Genomic DNA, 19,011 nt, shown 5'->3' with positions numbered 1-19,011 from the left:
TGGGACGCCCGTGCCGAGGTCGAAGGGGCTCTCGTTGTCGATGCACTTGAGGGCCCGGAGCAGGAAGATGTCGTCCGTGGCGGCGTTCCGGGTAGTGCCGGGCAGGTAGCCGTTGTAGACGGCTGCGGTGTTGTTGTAGCCGTGGATGGCGAGCTCGTCCACGCCCGCGTTCGGGGCGCCGGTGTCCAGGACGTTGATGACGTAGTTGCGGATGTTGCCGTGGCTGCCGTTGGTGTAGACGGCGTAGTGGTCGCTTTCGCCCTGTCCGTCGAGGGTGAGGGTGTGGCCGGCGCCGGTGCCTGTCAGGGCAGGATTGGCGAGGCCGGTGGGGCTGGTGACCACGTTCATGGACTGCAGGTACCAGACGGTGATCCGGTCTTCGCCGTCCGCGGTGTTCGATGCGGGGGCGGCGTTGCCGTGGATGGCGGTCTTGGAGCCCAGGAAGATGTAGCCGGGGTCGCCCTGCTGTTCCTTGTTGAGGACCGGGTTGGTGGTCTGGGCGAGGTCGAGTCCGGAGGGGTCGCCGAGCTGGATGAGGTCGACGTCGGCGCCGCCCCAGACGTGCACCTGGCGGTTGGCCACGGGGTTGGCGGTGCTTGGTGCGCAGGAGCCCATGGGGTCGCCGGTGGAGTCGCCCGGGGTGACGGTGCAGTCCGCGATGATGCGGCCGCGCAGGATCATGCTGCTGCCGTGCTCGGGATCCGGGACGGCCAGCGTGCCGCCGGTGTCCGCGTTGCCGAAGTCGCCGCGGATGTCGATGCCAAGGTCGGCCAGGATTTGGCTGTTCTGGTGGAGGGTCACGTCGTCGCCGACGCGGAGCTCCACGCTGCCGGTTTCGGCGAAGACGGTGCCGGCGGGGATGCTGCGCAGGTGGTCGGCGTCGTTGCCGGGCACCGTGGTGTTGTCCTCGGCGAAGTTGGCGCTGCCGTCGCGGATCAGGTACAGGTCCTCATCGAGTTCGGCGGTCTCGCGGACCGTGATGCGGATGTTGCCGGTGACGGCGTGGGCCAGGACCAGGCGCAGGTAGGCGTCGGTTTCGGTGAGGTAGATGCCGGTGCCGGCTTCCAGGGCGACGTCGTCCGCGTCGGCGGCGAGGCCGGCGTCGGAGGTGCCGTTGGGGTTGTTGGCGCAGTTGGCATTGGTGCAGGCGAACGGCGAGCCGCGGAGCGAATCGATGTCCAGGTCCTTGGCAGCGGTGCCAATGGAGCCGCCGTGTGCGTCGATGTCGATCGTCTGGCCGAGCACGTCTGCGGTGGCGTCCCCGGCGCCGTTGGCGGCGCCGTCGATGATGGATCCCGCCCGGCTGCGCAGCGACACGTTGCCGGTGCTGAGGCTGCCATCGCCGGCGGTTTCCACGACCCCGATCCGCAGGTCCCCGGCCACCTGGTCGAGGTAGATGCCCAGGGTCTTGTCGTCGTCGGCCGCAAGGTCGTGGGCGTTGAGCAGGCCCTTGGCCACGGACGGGAAGCCGCCCACGGCGTCCACTTGGATCTCCAGGAAGTTGTCCGGTAGGCCGATGCCGCCAATGCCGGAGACGCTGCCGGCCTCGCCCAGGCCGTTGTCGCCGGCGGTGAGGGTGATGTTGCGGCCGGTGACGTCGATCCCGTTGTGGGTGCCGCTGACGTCGAGGTCGTAGGCGTCCACCAGGGTGCCGTCGTCGTCGGTGTCCAGCACGCCGCTGTCCAGTTCGGCGTCGAGGATCCGGCGCGGCGAGTCGAGCCGGACGTCGGCCGGGATCGGGGTGGCGCACAGCGCCGCGGCGCCGGTGCAGAGGCCGGTGGCGTGGATGTGGCCTACCCGCAGGTCGCCCTTGCCGCTTTGCTCGATCACCCAAATGGTGCCGTTGTTGAGCACGTCGGTCTTGCCGGAGCCGTCGGTCACGCCGTGCGTGGCGCCTGTCTCGTCATCGCTCCACGTGGCGTCGACGTCGGTGAAGGCCTTGATGGTCATGGCGGTGGCGGCGGACGGGTGGAAGACGGCGATGTTGTGGCCGGCGCGGAGGTCGCTGAACGTGTAGTTCGCGTTGATGGGGGTGAGGTCCGAGCCGAACGCAACCGCGACGACGGCGCCGCCCACCACCACGGGGGTGTCCGCGCCACCGGTGCAGGACGCGCCGTCGGGCCGGAAGTAGCAGGTGGTTGGGACCGTTTCGAGGACGCTGCCCGAGCCGTACGGTGCCGGCTTGTTGTCCGGGGTGTAGATGTCCACGTTGACGTCGCCGATGCCGGGGCCGTTGATGCCTTCGGCGCTGTCACGCAGGATCACGACGGCGTCGTGCCCGGCCTTGATGGGGCCGATGACGGGGTTGATGGCGGCCGGGTTGGCGGTGAGGGAATCACGCCGGAGGACGGTGAGGTCCAAGTAGAGGTCCTGGCCTGCTTCGGCGTCCAGGCCCACGGGCTTGAGGACCGCGGGGACGCCGGGTTCGCCGGTGTGGAAGATCTGGAGGAGGACCAGGATGAGCGGGTTCGGGACGGTGCCAAGCGAACCGGACTCCGAGTCCAGGGTGATCGTGTTGCTGTAGAACGTCTCCGTGCCGGCGTCGTTGCCGCGCAGGATGGAGCCGCGCTGGTTGGTGAGGCGGGTGCTGCCGATGTGGTTGCGGATGTCGCCGTCGATCGTGAGGTCGAAGCCGGTGGTGGCCGTCGGGCGGAGGCTTTCGATCACCACGCCGGTGGCCGGGAAGATGTGGTGCACGTGCCAGAACCATTGTGTGGCGGGAGGCGCGTGCGGGCCGTTGTCCACGGAGACGCTGATGACTGCTTCCGGCGTGCTGGTCAGGTGGGAGTTGAGCGTGTTGATGGAGACGCTCTGCGGGTCGGCGGTGCCCTTGAGGAAGATGTTCTTGTCCGAGCTGTTGCGGATCAGCACCGAGTTCCAGGTTTCCTGCATGTAGAAGATGCCCAGGCTGCCGTGGATGAGGCCGTTGCAGTTGGCGTCGCATTCGCCGCCGGCGTTGTTGGCCTCGAAGAGTGCCGCGGGCAGTTCGTCGTAGATGATCGGGTCGATCCAGATGGTGCCGCCGGAGATGGTGTCGCCGATGCCCAGGGCCGGGCCGAACTGGGTGGAGCGGACGGTCACGTTGTAGGTCTTGGCGATGATCGTGCCGCTGGCGTCCACGATCAGCACCGGGTTGGGTTCGCCCAGCAGGTACACCGTGGATTCCCACAGGATGTCGCGTTGGGGCTGGTAGTGGATGTTGCCGTCGGCGCTGCCGAAGTCGAAGAGGCCGCCGGAACGGTGTGCGTGGTAGTACAGGCGGTCGAAGTACTGCACGGCCGCCACGTGCAGTTCGGCCGTGCGGATCACGGATTCGTCGAGGCCCTGGACCGCGGAGTTGCCGTTGAAGGAGACGTAGGCGCGGGCGTCGGTGTCGCCGCCGCCGCAGCCGCAGTTGGCGTTCGCGTCGGCCTGCAGGTTCAGGTGTTCGTGGGCCGAACGGATGAACACGGATTCGCCCTCGATGTAGGAGCCGGTGTCCAACTTGGTGAGGACGCTGTCCGTCACGCTGACGTAGGCGCCGGCGTCGGAGTCCGCGCCGAGGGCGTAAGCGTCGGCGTCGGAGCGGGCCACGCCCCGGGCTTCAAGCGCCCGGCCGTCGATACTGCCGTCCGCGAAGTCGATGCCAAAGGCGGTGCCGACGCCGGCGGAGACCTGGACCCGGGCGCCGCGCAGCTTCGCGGTCCCGGTGAGGCCCGTGGCTACCTCGGCGGTGTAGTCGTGACCGATCTGCACGCCCTGGCCGTCGTCGTCGTTCGCGTCCGCGTTGGTGCCCAGGCCGCCGGAACCGGACGAGGCCCGCGCGTTGGCGTTGAAGCCGGCGGCGGCGTCGATCAGCAGGGAACGGTTGGCGTAGAGGGTGCCGGCCACCTCGGTCTTCACGGAGTACCCGAGTTCAAGGTCGACGTCGGTGTCCGCTCCGGAGATCAGCCCGCCGGTGCGGTTGACGGCTTCGCCGTTGGCGGTGGTGATGCCGGCCGCGGTGACCTGCAGGTCCGTGAAGGCGAAGATGTTGGCCGTGCTGCCGATCAAGACCCGCACGGTGTTGACGGCGTCAGCGAAGGCATTGGAGGCGCCGAAGCCGAGGAACCCGCCGCCTTTGCCCACGGAACTGACGGCGACGTTGATGTAGGAGGTGCCGTCAATCAGGACGGCGTTGCCGCGCAGCGTGCCGGCCTGCACATCCACCGTGAGGGACGGCTTGGAGGTGACCTCGGAGAAGACGTCGCTGAAGCGGAAGAGCCCGCCGCCGATGCCCGTGGACGTTGCGCTGGCCACGCCGTTGGTGGAGCCGGCAGGGTCCGCCAGGAGTGCGCCGGGGCCGCCGACGCCGATCATCACGTGCGGCGTGCCGGCCAGGGCGCCGGCGCCCAGGTCGATGTAGAGCTGCTGGGTGCCGGTGCCGCCGCTGACTGCGGCAATGCCTTCGTTGACCAGCCGGTGGGTGCCGAGCTTGCTGGTGTCCAGGCCGGTCATCAGGGTTCCGGCGGCGTTGCGCAGCTGGAAGTCGGTGCCGTTGACGACGTCGATGAAGTAAATGTTGCCTTCGACGAGGCCGATGGATTCGTAGCCGACCCGGCGCAGCGAATGGTTGGCGCGCAGACCCGCGGGGCTGGTGTTCGGCACCAGGGCGATGACCTGCATGACCTCGGTGCAGGGATGGAGGTCGACGCCGGCGCCCGGGTCGGCGTCGTACTGTCCGATTCCGGCGTGGCAGGCCGAGTCGGCGAGCCGGATCATGTGGTTGCCGGCGGCGAACATGCTGCCGAGGCCGTCCAGGTCCTCGAGGACGATCCAGACGTGCTGGCCGTTGAACAGGCCGCCGATGGCCGGGCCGTCGGTCACGGTGTAGACGTACTCGGCGTTGTCGATGGCGCCGTGGGACGGGGCGTAGATGGTGTTCCAGGAGCCGTCGTGGTCGATGCCGTTGTTGTCGTTGTCCTGGAGCTGGCCGCTGCCGTCGGTGTTGACGTCCACCAGGCTGGACTTGAAGTCGATGGTGGCCGGGGCGTGGTAGACCACGGCGCGGCCGTCCAGGCCGGTGGTGTCGGCCACCTGGAAGGTTGAGCCATCCGGCATGGCCGTGCTCGGGTTGAAGGTGACCACGTTGCTGCCGGTGGTGCCGAGCGGCGTGGTGGAGAGCCGGATGTCGAACTCGTCCACGGCGAAGACGTAGTAGGAGTTGCCGCAGGCGAGCCCGGCCACCGGCAGGGTGCCGAGGGCGCCGCCGCCGTTGCAGTTGTAGACCACCCGGTCGCCGGTGCGGAAGTTGTGGCCGCCGGCGAAGTGCAGGGTGCCGGTCTGGGCGTTCACTACGCCGGCGGCGTTGAATTCGACGCCGAGCCGGAGGGTATTGTTGTCCACCTTGATGACCCCGTAGGTGCGTCCGTCGCCGAGGCCCGGAATCGCGTTGGGGTTGGGGACGGTGCCTTCGGCGACGCCCGGCACCGAGGAGGCGGGGGCACTGTAAGTGACGGTCGTTCCGGTGCCGATGCCGTGCGGCAGGGTGAAGCAGATGGTGTCCGCACCGTTGCAGTTGATGCCGGCCACCGTGCCGTCGGACAGCGGGGCCTGCGCTGCGCCGTGCAGGGCCGTGATGGAGAGCAAGCCGCCGGCCTGGACGAAGCCGCCGGTGACGATCGCGGAGACCTTGGGGCTGGCGAAGGACTTGGCGGTGAAGCCTGCCTGGATGTCGATCACGCCGCCGGAGGCCGCGTAGGCGTAGGAGTCGGCGTCGGTCACGGACTGGGCCAGGACGGTGACGCCCTGCGTGGCAGTGACCTTGCCGCCGCCCAGCTGGGCGCGGACTTCCGGTTCGGTGCGGGCCTCGGCGGAGGACGCCGAGACGGCCACGAGCCCGATGCTCAGGCTGTCCACGCTGGCGTTGGTGGCGTCGTCGCCGATCGCCTTGACCTCAATGGTGAGGGCGCCGGCGTCGCCCACGGTGCCGACGGCGGGATCCACGTGGGTGGTGCCCACATCGCCGTTGAGTTCGGCCTTGGTGATGGCCTTGTCCGTGGCGTTGGGGTACATGACGCCGATGCTGACGGCGCCGATGCCCTTGCCGCCTGCAACCGCCGTGGCCCGGTTGACCGCATGGGCGTAGACAAGGAGCTTCTGGGTCAGGCCGCTGATCTTCGCGGCGCCGCCGATGATCGCGTAAGTGACGGTAGCGGTGGTGATGTCCGCGGGGGCCGAGGCTCCGGTGACGCCCACGATGCCGGTGGCCAGGACCTTCGCGGTGGAGTTCGCCGTGTTGGTGGCGTCGGCTTCGACCGTCATGTTGCGCCCGGCGGTGGCCTGGCCGTCCCACTGGGCTCCGGTGGGCGCCGAGATGTCCGCGACGGGGGCGCTGACGGCCACGCCGCCCAGGAGGCCGCCGGTGATGACGTTGGAGTAGGCGGTGGCGGTGTTGACGCTGGTGGCCTTGATAGTGAGGTCGGCCCCGGCGGCGGCGATGCTGCCCGCCCCGGTGGCGCGGGTTCCGGCGTCGATCTTTGAATCCGCCGCACCGATCGCCAGGCTGACGAGCGCGACGGCGGCCGTCTTGACCCGTGCCTCGCTGCTGTTGTGCGCGTCCGCCAGGACGTCCAGCTTGCCGGCCGCGGTGACGGCGCCGTCCAGGGTGGCGCGGACCTCGTTCGATACGCGGGCCACGGCCACCATGGCCTTGAGGTCGATGAGTCCGCCGCTGGTGGAGTCCACGATGCCCTTGGCGTAGTTGCCGTCGCCCTGGGTTTGGGCCTTGACGGTGATGGTTCCAGTGGAGCCCAGGCTGGCCGTGCCGTCCACGATCGACCGGATCCAGGCGTCCGAGGTGATCCGGGAACTGGCCCAGGCCCCGCTCAGGCCGAGGAGCGAACCCGAAACCAGGACCGTTTCGGTGTCGGCCTTGTTGGCGGCCGTGGCCACGACGTCGATCGAGGAGGCGCCGGTGACGGTGCCGGTGGCCTTGGCGAGGGTGTGTCCGGACAGTTCTGCGAAAGAGACGGTGATGCCGATGGTGACGCCGCCGATCGAGACGCCCGGGGAGCGGACGGTTGCGGTGTTGCTGGCGGTGGCCGTGGATTCGACCGCGCCGCTGGTGGCGGCGCTGCCGCCCACGATCGACTCGAGGTGCCGGGCCGAGTCGGCGCGGACCACGGTGAGGCCGATCGCCACGCCGCCCACGGTGACGTTGAGGGTGGTGGCCTGAACGGTGCGGGTGCCGGTGGCGGTGGCGGCGACCCCGCCCGATCCCACGGTGCCGCTCGGCGAGGCCGAGGCCTTGGCCGTCCCTGCCAGGCTGACGAGGGTGACCACGCCGCCAATGGCCCCGGCCCCGCCGGCGACGCTGACGCCCAGCCCGTAGGCGTTGATGTTGTCCACGGTGCTGGACGTGAAGCTGGCCACGGTTCCGGTGCCGCCGACGGCCACCGTTCCGGTTTCGGCGGTGTTGTCGCCGGAGACGTTGACGACGGACACGGACACGCCCGCGCCGACCGCCCCGATGGCCAGGCCGATCGAGTAGTTCTCGAGGTGCCGGTCGGCGGTGGATCCCACAAGCACTCCGCCGCCGGCCCGCAGGATCTGCGCACCGCCGTCGATGTGGGCCCGCTGGGTGCCGCGGTCGTTGATAACCACCACCTGCCCGGCGATTCCGACGGCGCCCACGGCGCCGGAGAAGCCGAAGCCCACCGAGTCCTCGTCCATGACGGCCTGGACGGACACCTCACCGCTGCCGCCGGAGCCGGCGGTGATCTGCGCGGTGGAACCGATGCCGGCGTCGGTGTTGCTCTTGATGTTCAGGACCAGGACGGAGATGCCGACGCCGACTGCCCCCACCGCGCCGGCGCCGGCGACGCCGAGGATCCGCAGCTGGTCCTTGGCCCAGGCGCGCACGTGGCCGCCGGCCAGGACGATCGCGTTGATGGTGGCGGTAGTCCCGCCCGTGGGGACGGTGCCGAGCGCGTCATTACCGATGTTGCTGGCCGGGGCCGCCGCGGAGATGCGTCCCGACGCCACGCCCAGCTGGTCGGCGAGGCGCTGGTTGGTCTTGGTCTCCGAGCCGGAGACGAGCCGCCACTTGGCGCCGGCGGTTCCCGGTGCGAGGGCCACGCCGCTGGCGATGTCCTCGGTGGCCGACCAGGTCTGGCCGTTGTAGCTGGCAAGTGCGCCTTCGTCCCAGGCCTGGGCGCTGGTCCATGCGGTGGCCGCGCCGGCCGTGGTACCGGTGAGGGTGTTGTCCTTGTAGCCGCCGCTGCCGCCCTGGGCAGCCGTGCCGCCCTGCTGGATGCTGTTGAGCGAGCCGCCCTCGTCCCAGTTGCCGGAGTCCAGGCCCGGGCGGGTGGCGCTGTGTACGCCGTCGGCGGTTGCGGTGTAGTACTTGCCGTCCACGGTGTCGCGGACTTCGTCGCCCTTGTTGTAGTACTCGGCGGCGGACCAGTCGCCGCGGCCGAAGGCGCTGGACTCGCCCAGCCACTTGGCGGGGTTGTTCCTCGGCGAGGCGCCGCCCAGCACGCCGTCTTCCTTGGCGGAGTAGCGCTTGCCGTCGCCGGTGTCGGTGACGACGTCGCCGCGCCGGTAACTGGTGCCGGAGTTCCAGTTGCCGCGGTAGTCGCCGCCGGGGGCCGCGTGGTATCCGCCGGTGGCGGCGGTGCCCACGGTCCAGACCGACACGGCCGCCGCGACGCCGACGAACCCGCCCGAGACGCTGACGGCGAAAGTGCTCACATCCTTGGCCGACACCGCGTAGACCTGCACGTTTCCGGCGGCGTGGATGGTGGCGCCGGCGCCCAGAATGGCCTGAACAGAATTGTTGGCCACGCCGACATCCACACCGCCGGAAACACCTACGAAACCGCCAGCGATGCCGCCGGCGATTGTCAGCGACTTGAACCTGTCGGTCGCCGAGACGTTGACACCCTGGGCCGGGCTGGCCCCGGGCTGGGCGTTGACCGTGCTGTTGCCCCCGATGAAGGCCTTCACCAGCACCGTCAGGAGGGCCACGGACACACCGCCTGCCACGCCCACGAAGCCGCCGCCCACCGCGGCCACCAGCCCGAAGACGTCCTCCACCGAATCGGCCCGCACGATCACGCCCGAGAAGGACTGGCGGCCGAAGTCCGCGGCGATCCCGGAACCGCTGAGCCCGGCGCCGTTGGACACCCCGCCGATTCCGCTGCCGAGGGCCAGCGCGTCCACCGCGCCGCCGGCGCCCAGGTACGCCTGCACCTTCTTGTCCAGGACGGCGACGCCGACGGCGGCACCCACGCCCACGTAACCGCCGGCTGCGGCGAGGGTGAGCAGGAGCAATCGGGTGTCATCCTTGGCGGACACAAGCACGTTGTTGTCGGCCTTTAGGGTGGCCCCGGTGCCGAGGCATTCGAAGGCGAGGGTTCCCGTGGGGGTGCCGGTGCAGGCGAAGGTGTTCAGCTTCAGGACGGTGACGGCGACGGTACCCGCGACGCCGACCGTTCCGCCGCCGGCGCCGGCTGCCACGGAGACCACGGCATCCTTGGCGTTGGCGGTGACGGCGATGTTGTTGCGGGCGTTCACGGTGCTGCCGGTGCCGATGTAGGCGTACGTGTCGATGCTGACCACCCGGACATCGACGGGAACGGCCACGCCGGCGCTGCCGCCGATGCCCACCGCGGCGGCGATGCCCAGCTGGTAGTACTGGTTGGCCGCGGAGACCTGGACGGACTGCCCGGTGTTGGCACCGGCAACGTTGGAAGCGCACGTGACGCCGCAGTTGATGCGGGCGTTCGCGCCGATGTGCGCGGAGGTGCGGATGGTGTTCACGGCCACGGCGCCGGCGAGGGAGACGCCGGCCGTGCCGCCGATGCCCACCGCCACGCCGAAGGCGCCGATGTTGTCGGAGTTGTTGGCGGTGACGGCGACGCCGCCGAAGTCCGGGGTGCTGCCGGCCTGGATGACGCGTGGTCCCATGGCGCTGGCGTCGCCGCCAGGGGCAGTGCCGGACTTGGTGATGCTGTGCGCCTTGCCCGTGGTGCCGCTGAGGGACAGGGCAACCGGGGTACCGCCGTCGGTGCTCTTCTTGTTCAACAGCTGGAAGGTGTTCCCGCCCAGGCTCTTGTAGAAGTAGGTGCCGCCGTCCACGAGCCCGCCGATCACCGCGCCGCCGCCGGAACTGTAGACCACGGCGTCGTCGTTGGCGGCATTGACGGAGTACGGGGTGGTGGTGATCTGGTTGCCGGACACCGCCGTCTGCGGGTTGAAGCGGAGGGTGTTGTCTTCCTGGACGTTGGCTTCGTCGGTGGCGAAGAAGCGCTGGTTTTCGGTGGTTCCCTGGCTCAGCAGGTCCACGGCCGCGCCGCCCTGCGTGGCGGAGACCTGGAAGGTGTTGGCCGTGGCGTTGACGATGTAGTAGATGCCGCGGTGGGTCAGGCCGGTGATGCCGCAGCCGCCGGTGTCGCAGCCGCGGTCGTACTGGACCTGCCGGCCGTTCTGGAAGGCGTGGCCGGCCAGGGTGATGGTGTTGCTGCCGGTGTTGACGTCCGCCGGGGCGAAGCGCATGTCCTTGGTGGTGACGCTGTAGCTGCCGGTGGCCACCGTGACGGCGCCGGCGCCTTTGGCGGAGACCCGGGCGTAGTTGCCGATCCAGGCGTGGGTTTCCTTGGTGGTGACCGGCACGGACACCGCGGCGCCGACGCCGGCGCTGCCGCCCACGGCGATGTTGCCGCCGATCACGTTCAGGGTGAGGGATTCGTCGGCGTTGACCCGGACGCTGCCGTCCATGGCGACGACGGCGGCGTCCGAGGTGGAGGTGCCGTCGGCGATGAAGGCCTTGGTGGTGATGGACAGGACGGACACGGCGGCGTTGACGTTGACGGCGGCGGAGCCTGCGAAGCTGCCGCCCACGGAGATCGAGGTGATCTTCTCCGCGGACTGGGCGTCCACGGTGAGGTTGCCGCTGCCGGTGACGGAGGTGTCCTTGGCGAGCCAGGCCTGGGTGTCCTTGGTGATGACCTCGACGTCCACGCCTGCGCCCACGCCCGCCGAGCCGCCCACGGTGAGCACGCCCGCGAGCGCAAGGACCGTCGTCGTGTCCTTGGCCAGCACCATGGTGTGCGTTCCGGCGGAGGAGGCTCCGGCGTCGAGGTGGGCCTTGGTGGTATCGCTGCTGACGTTGACCACCACGGAGCCGGCCACGCCGGCGGAGTTGCCGCCCGCACCGCCTACGGCCAGGAACTTGAAATCGCCGGACTGGATGGCGCTCACTGTGAGGCCGGCGCCGCCGGCTTCGATGTCCGCGCCGGCGCCGACGTACGCTTCCACCACACTGCTGCGGACGATCACGACGGCGGAGGCACCGACGCCGGCCGAGCCGCCGCCGATTGCCAGGTTGCCTGCGGAGAACGGCCCGCTGGCGGTCCGGCTCGCCAGGACCTTGACGGTTCCGAGGGCGTGGACCTCGGCGCCGGCTTCGATGGAGGCGACGACTGCCGGGCTGCTGCCGCCCTGGTTGAACACGAACACCAGCACGGCGCCCGTGACGGCCGCACTGCTTCCGCTCACGCCACCGGCCACGGAGAGTTCGAACCAGTCCTCGCCGCCCTTGGCCTCGACCGTGACGCTGCCGCCGGCCCGGACCGCGGAGCCGGCGCCGATCCTGGCCCGGACGTTGGAGTTGATGACGTCCACGATCACGGTCAGGCCCACGGCGGCCGAGCTGGCGCTGAAGGACAGGGCGCCGGCCACGTTCACGATCTCCAGGCTGTCCTCTGCGGTGACGGACACGGACTGGCCGGCGCCGCCCACTGCGCCTTCCTGGTTCACGCGGGCACCGGTGCCGAGGGAGGCCTGGGTGTCGAAGGACATGATGTCGATGATGAAGGAGCCGCTCACGGCGGCGCCGCTGTTGCTGGCGCCGGCACCGACTGCGACGCTGGTGACGGAGGGCAGGGTGACTTTGCCTTGCAGCGGGGTTTCGGATTCGAGCGGCACGAGGGTGGTCTTCGCGCTGATGGTCAGGGTGCCGGCGGCATCCACCGAGGTAACCTGCCCGGCCGCGGTGCCGGAGTCGATGAAGGCCCAGGTGGTCACCTCGAGGTAGTTGACCGCCACGGCGCCGCCCACTGCCGTGCCGCTGCCCGTGGAGAAGCCTCCGGAGAGCGCGATCAACTGCAGGCCCATGGCTTCGGTGGCCCGGACCGTCACGCCTCCCGCCGCGGAGTCCAGCTGCGCGCCCTTGCCGACAGACGCCGTCGTGGTGATGAGGAGGATCTGCACACCCGCGGAGGCGGCCACGCCGGCGCTGTTCTTACCGCCGCCGGCGGCGATCCCCCAGACGATGAAGTCGTTGCGCTGGCCGGCCGGAGTGATTGCCTCCACGGTGATCCCGGTGCTGCCGCTGATGACCGCGCCGGCGCCGACGGTGGCGATGCTTGTGAGGTCCTGGACGTTCAGGCCGATCGCGGCGCCCACGCCGGTGTCGTTCTGCAGGTCGATGGCCGAGCCCATTGCCCGGGCGTTGGCGTCCACGTGGCTGAGGGCGCGGACGGTGACGGCGCCGGCCGTGGCGGTGACGGTGCGGCTGGCGGTGATCCGTGCGATGTTGACCATCACCACCCAGTTCACGGCGATGGCCCCGGCCACCCCGGTTCCGCCGCCCCCGCTGCCGGATTCGCTGCTGGCCTTGCCGTTGGCGTTGGTGGCGCCGTTGCTGCCGTTGGTGCCGCCGCTGGAGCTGGGCAGGGTTCCGGTGCCCTGGTCCTTGGTGTTCGGGTTGTCGCCGTTGACCTGGCTGTTGGCGTTCTGGTCGCCGCTCTTGGGGTCGCTTTCGCTGCTGCCCTTGGCGCTGGCCACGGCCTTGGCTTCGCTCTTGATTTCGCTGGAGGCCACCACGTCCACGGAGGCGCCGGTGACGTTCCGGGCGATTTCCGCCGTCGTCTGCCAGCCGACCGCCACGTTGATGGAGATGTCGATCCCGACGGCGGTGTCCTTGCCGGCCGCTTCGGCGTTGCCTTCGGTGAAGATCCGGTTGAGGTGGGTGGCGGTGACCTTGACGGCGCCGGACGTGGTGAGCTCCGAGCCGGTGCCGAGGCGGGCGGTCACGTGGTCGTCCTTGCTGATGAGCAGGGCCACCACCGGGGTGACCGCGGTGCCGCCGGCCGTTCCGCCTTCGGCCGTGGTGACCATGTCGCGGAAGCCGAAGGCGTCCACGGTCACCGAGGATCCGCCGCTAAGGCCCGCGCCGTTTTCGGCTTCCGCCCTGACGGTGGAGGGCACCAGGACCTGCAGGGCGACGGAGGCGCCGACGCCGGTGGCGCTGCCCACCTCGGCCTTGCCGCTGGCCTTGGCGTAGTCGTATTCGTTGCTGAGCGCGGAGATTACGACGGCGGAGCCGCCGAGCGTTGCCGAGGCACCTGCCTGCAGCACGGCTTCGGTGGTGTTGGTGACGATGTTCAGGGCCAGGGCTCCGGCGACTCCGACGCTCGAAGCCTTGCTGGCGCCGGCACGTGCAGTGGCGGAGACCTCGTGCTCCCAGAGCCGGAAGAGCTGGTCCGTGGCGGGGCTGGCCGGGAAGTGGTCGCCGTCCGTCAATGTCACGGACTGGGCCACCCACTGCTGGGAGCCGTTGCGCTTGTAGAAGCCGGGGGCGTTGGCGCCGTCCTGGGCGGTGAGCTGGAACCAGTCGTTCTCTTCGATGTCGTTCTTGGGCAGTTCTTCCTTCTGCCCGTAGGTGTCTGCAGTGACGAAGTCCCACTCGCTGCCGTCGTACTTGTAGACGCTGTTGCGCGGGTGGCCGTCGTGGGCGGTGGTGAGCAGGAAGTAGTCGCCGCTGGAGGGTGAACCGGGGAAGGCGGCAGCGCTGGTGATGGTGACGTCCTGGTCCAGGGTCCAGTCGCTGCCGTTGAACTTGTAGATGCCGTCGTTGCCGCCGGTGCCGCCGTTGGTCTTGACGTAGGCGAGGTCGTCCTTGGACGGACCGGGAAGTTCGGCGCCGCTTTCCACGGTCTTCCATTCGCTGCCGGTCCAGCGCCGCACCACGTCATTGGTGTCGCCGCCGGTCAGGTCGGCCGTGAGGACCAGGCCGGTGCCGGTGATGGTGGCGGTGCCCGTGACGGCGCGGTTGACGATGTCCACCTTGTTCACAGCGACGCCGGCGCCGATGCCCACGCTGGCGTCCGCGGCGCTGTCGCCCTTGGCGTGGGCGAGGGCGTCGGTGTTGGCCAGGCTCTTGAGGGTGACGATCCCGCCGGAGCTGATGGTGATCCCGTTGGCGAACCAGGCCCGCGAGGTGGTCTGCACGACGTTGATGGCGATGGCGCCGGCGATCGAGACGGAGCTTCCGCCGTCCTCGTTGCTGGCGGCTTTCGGGGTGGAACTGGTGCTGGAGGTCTTTCCGGTTTCGGCGGACTGGGTGCTCTTGGCCTGGCCGAGGTTGTCGTCGGCCTTCTTGTTGACATCCTTGCCGCCGCCGCTGCTGCCTTCGCTGGGCGAGGCGCCCTTCGCGGAGGCTTCGGCGGTGGTCTTGGTGTCCGAGGTTCCGGTGGCCTTGAAGCTGACGGCGCCGCCGGCCGTGATGCTGCGGGCACTGCCTGAATCGACGTCGTTGTCGATGATGGCCAGTGCGAGGGAGACACCGATGCCGGCGGTGCTGCCCACCTTGGTGTCGCCCTTGGCGGTGGTGGTGGCCTTGACGGTCTGGGTGGCCTGGGCGTCCACGGCGCCGCTGGCGGTGAGGGCCGTGGCGCTGGCGCCGAGCGAGGCGCTGCTGAGAATGTTGGCGATGGTGATCGCGATTGCCGGGGTGATGCTGACTGTTCCGCCCGCTGATCCGCTTTCGGCTGTCGTGGTCAGGGTGTGCGCGGTGGTTCCTGCGATGGTGACGTTTCCGGCTCCGGTCAGCGGGGGCCCGCGTGTCGGGTCCCCCACCTGGTCGATTCCCGAGTACACCGTGTCGTTGATGAGGTTCAGTGCGAAGGCGGCGCCGATGCCCACGGTTCCGCTGCCGGACTGGCTGGCCTTGGCCTTGGCGTTGGAGGTGGAGTTCGAGTTGGCGCTCATCGCCACGGCGCCGCCGCCCACGATCGCCACACCCGGAGCGGCCGGTGCCTGTGGGGCCGGGGTCGGGTCGGCGTGGACGGTGGCGAGGGTGTCCTGGTCGACGATGTTCAGTGCGAAGGCGCCGGCGATGCCCAGGTTGCCGCTGCTTCCCGAAGCCCCGGCCTTGGCGTCCGCCTCGAAGGCATGCACCGTGTCCGAGCCCAGCGGCCGCATGCCGGCCGTCAGGTTGAGCCCGCCCGCCGTGACCGCCGTACCGACGCCGATGCTTGCCTCGGTCCGCAGGATCACCTTGTTGATGGCCAGGCCCGCGCCGATGGTCACCGAGCTGCCGTTGCTTGCCGAACCGTCGGCCACGGCCTTGGCGTCGGTGTTGTTCAGCGCCTTGAACGTGACGGCTCCAACTGCGGTGACCACGATGGCAGGCTGGCCGGCCGCAGCGGCGGCGAGCGCCGTCGTCGTCGAGGTCACCAGGTTCAGCGCGATCGCGGCGGCGACCGTCACGGTGGTCCCGTCCTCATTCTTGGCGGCCGGGGTGCTGGTGCCGTTGGCGTTGGTGGAGGTGGACTTGGAGTCGGCGAAGCCGAGCTGGGCGTCCGACTTCTGCTTGCTGTCCTTGTTGGAGGAGTCCTTGCCGCCCGCGCTCTGGCCGCCCTCGGCACCGGCCGCGCTGGCCGTTGCGGTGGTGGCGGTGGTGGAGGTGCCGTCCGCTTCCATGCTGATCAGGCCGCCGGAGGTGGTGTTCCGGTTGATCGAGGAATCCACCACGTGTTCGGCCGAGGTGAGGGCGAAGGAGATCGCGGCACCGAGGGTGGCGCCGGCGCCGGCGGTGGTGGCGCCGAGGGCCTTGGTGTCCACGGTGGCGGTCTGGTCTGCCTTGCCGGTGATGTTGCCGGTGGTGGTGAGGGCGCTGCCCCGCCTGACGGACGCGCTGGTGGAGACGTTCGAGATGGTGATGCCGACGACGCCGGTGAGGACTGCCGCGCTGCCGCCGGCCGCGCCGCCGCTCGCCTCCGTGGTGGTGGCGTCCGTGGTGGTGGCGTTCATCGCCAGCTTCTTGGCGGCGGTGAGGATGCCGTTCACGGCCAGCCCGGCCGCCACGACGTTGTTGATGATGTTGATCGCGACGGAGGCTCCGATGCCCACCGAGCCGCCGCCGTTCTGCTTTGCCTTGGCCTTGGCCTTGTTTTCGTGGCTTGCCTTGGCCGTCTGGGTGAGGTCCGAGCCGTTGAGGTTGGCGCCGGCGCCGCGGACGTTGGCCAGGGTGGTGGCGGTGATGATGTTCAGGGCCAGGGAGCCGGCCACGCCCACGGTGGCGTCCCCGCCAGCGCCGGAGGTGGCGTCCGCGGAGAAGGTGTTCTTGCCGGTGGCGGGGCCGAAGGCTTCGAGGACCACGCCGCCCGCGTTCAGGATGGCGCCGCCGGCCAGGTAGGCCTCGGTGAGCAGGGTGACCACGTTGATGCCGACCGCGACGCCGACGCCCAGTCCGCTGCCGGAGGTGGTGCTGCCGTCCGCGGTGGCCGTGGCGCCGTTGCTGGAGCCGGCGTGGATCCGCTGCACTCCGGTGGTGGTGACCCGGGAGCCGGAGATGAATGCGGCGGTGTGGCTGTGCAGGACGTTCACGGAGAGTGCGCCGGCGATGCCGATGTTGCCGTCCGCGGTGTTGGCCTGGCCGTTGCCGCGGTCTGCCGAGTTGGGGTCCTTGTCGTTCTGCGTCGAGCCGTCGACCCCGGCCTTCGTCGAGGAAGTGTTGGCGCCTTCCGAGTCGGCCGTGATGTCGAGCGTGGCGGCCGTGGTCGGGGTGGCGCTGGTGGAGGCGATGAAGGCCATGGTGGTCTGGTTCAGGTTCGCGACGGCGATGCCGGCACCGGAGTTGGCGTCGCTCGCGTCGCCGGTGGCCGTGAGCGACGCGTGGTTGATGGCGGCGAGGGCGAGGTCCCCGACCACCTCGAGGTGCGCGGTGCCGGCCACCTTGGTGATGGTCTTGGCCGTCACGGTCAAGATGGCGACGGCGGCGTCGAAGGTGCTAGTGCCGGAGGAATCGGCTTCGCCCTCGTCCTTGCCGGCCGAGCCCGGGGTGGCTCCGGCGTCGACCGTTGACGTGGACGTCATGGTGACGTTCGAGCCGGCGGTGACCACGGCGCTTCCGCCTACGCTCACTCCGGCGTCGGAGGAGATGATGGCGAGGTCGCCGTAATCCTTGTTCAGCGTCACCGGGCCAACCGTGGAACTGGCCGACATCACCACGGCGCCGGTTGCTGCCAGATGCGCGTTGCCGGTGACGTTGACCGCGGCCTTGGAATCGACGTTGATGGCGTAGGCGGCGAAGTGGCTCGCGTCCGGGACGATGCTGGATGTTGCGGTGAGGTTGAGGTTGTTGGCGCTGATGTTGCCGCCGTTGATGGTGACCGCGACGTCGGTGCAGTGCGTCGCCAGGGCCACGAGGCAGCCAAGGACCGGTCCGCCCGTCACCGAGTCGGCCGCCTCGAGGGTGACGTCGCCGGTGGTGGTGATGCTGGCGTCGTCGGCCACCTCGATGAGTTCCATCTGGATCAGCAGCCAGGCCGCCACCAGGGCGATGGTGCCGGAGATGGTGATCTTGTCCTTGCCCGCCCCGCCCTTGATGGTCAGCGAGGTGCTGGGGGCGGCGAATGCCACGGTCTCGAAGGTGGCGCCGCTGAGCTCCAGCAGGCCGCCGCCGTTGAGGGTGAGGGTGGCGACGTCGTCGCCGCCGGTCAGTTCGTAGACAGCGTTGCTGGCGTCGCCCGAGGCGATGGGCTCGATGTTCAGGTAGTTGATCACCGTGGCGTCCAGCCACAGGGTGCCCGAGTGCGGGTCGGCGGCGACGGAGCGGCTGCTCGCGGTGATGCCCGCCGTGACCAGGGTGTCGAAACCGGCCGCGCCGTCGAAGGTCACGGTGATGGCCGGGTTGTTCGTTCCCCGGTCAACGGTGAAGGTGTCGTCGCCCGCGGTGCCGGTGACGCTGATTGCGTCGATGCCGGCCAAGCTGCGGGTCTCACCGCCAAAGGTGGCCGTGCCGTCCGCGTTGAAGACCAGGGCGGCCGAGGTGCCGGCCATGGCCAGGACCCAGGTGGTGGGTGCTGGCTCAGGCGCGGGTTCGCTTACAGGCTCGCTTACTGGATCCGAGGCCGGAGCCTGTTCCGAAGGCGCTTCCGGCCCCGAAAGGGACTCTGCCGTCACGGAGGCTCCGGCCGCGGAAGCCGGTGCGGGGGTGGGTCCGGTGGGTGCACCGTCTTCGGCGGCCGGAGCTGCTTCGGTGACCGTCGCTTCGCTGCCCGTCGCGGTTTCCGTTTCGGTCTCCGCTGCGGGAGCCGGTTCTGCCGGGGGTTCCGTTGCGGGCGCCGGCTCCGCTGCGGGCTCGACGGCGGTCGCGGGTTCAGCGGCTGGTGCGGGTTCAGCGGCCCGTGCGGGTTCGACGGCGGCCGGGTACATCCGCTCGGGGCTGTTGAAGCGCCGCTCCCCCGGGCTGAGGGTGCGGGTCATCAGATCGGCCCCGCCCTCGACGTCGGCGAATCCGGCGATGTGGCCGTACTCGTGCGCGAGGACGGTCAGCAGGTCCATTGTTCCGGGGGCCGGCGCACCCGTGCTGGCGGACCAGCCCCAGCCGGCCGCCGTCGGGTCAACCGCGATGCTGTTCCCGGAGGTGATGGCGAGTGCGTCGCCGGGCAGGTCCTGCAGGAAGACCGTGGCCCCGCTGACGTTCCAGCCAGGCCACTGGGCCGCCGCGGAACCCTGCACTGCGGCGAGGTCCGCGGCCGAGATTGTGGCGCCGGACTGGGCGCCCGCGGTGTACGCGGCGTCCTGGTGTTCGCCCTCGAACAGCACGAATCCTTGGAGTCCCGGGGCGCGTGAAGGGCCAGCCGCAGGAGCGGCCACGGCCGGTATGGCCGAGGGAAGGTTGAAGGCAACCACCATGCAAAGCGCCACTGCAGCGGACACAATCCGCCGCAGGGCCGACCCCAGCACAGTCCAAGTCAT

At 70.0% G+C, this 19,011-nt stretch carries 1 protein-coding gene (only partly in view); it reads right to left on the bottom strand.

The genetic code is table 11. From position 1 onward, the window contains the following. Positions 1-19,011, bottom strand: the 5' portion of a protein-coding gene (locus D3654_RS19035; RefSeq protein WP_162943802.1) for a Calx-beta domain-containing protein. It extends 10,110 nt beyond the left edge of the window; only the first 19,011 of its 29,121 coding nucleotides appear in the window; its start codon is at positions 19,009-19,011; the stop codon falls past the left edge of the window.

This window comes from Arthrobacter celericrescens (assembly GCF_003614925.1).
GTDB classification, from domain to species: domain Bacteria; phylum Actinomycetota; class Actinomycetes; order Actinomycetales; family Micrococcaceae; genus Arthrobacter; species Arthrobacter celericrescens.
Note: the sequence above shows the minus strand (reverse complement) of the source record. Positions and strands in the feature narration are given on the sequence as shown.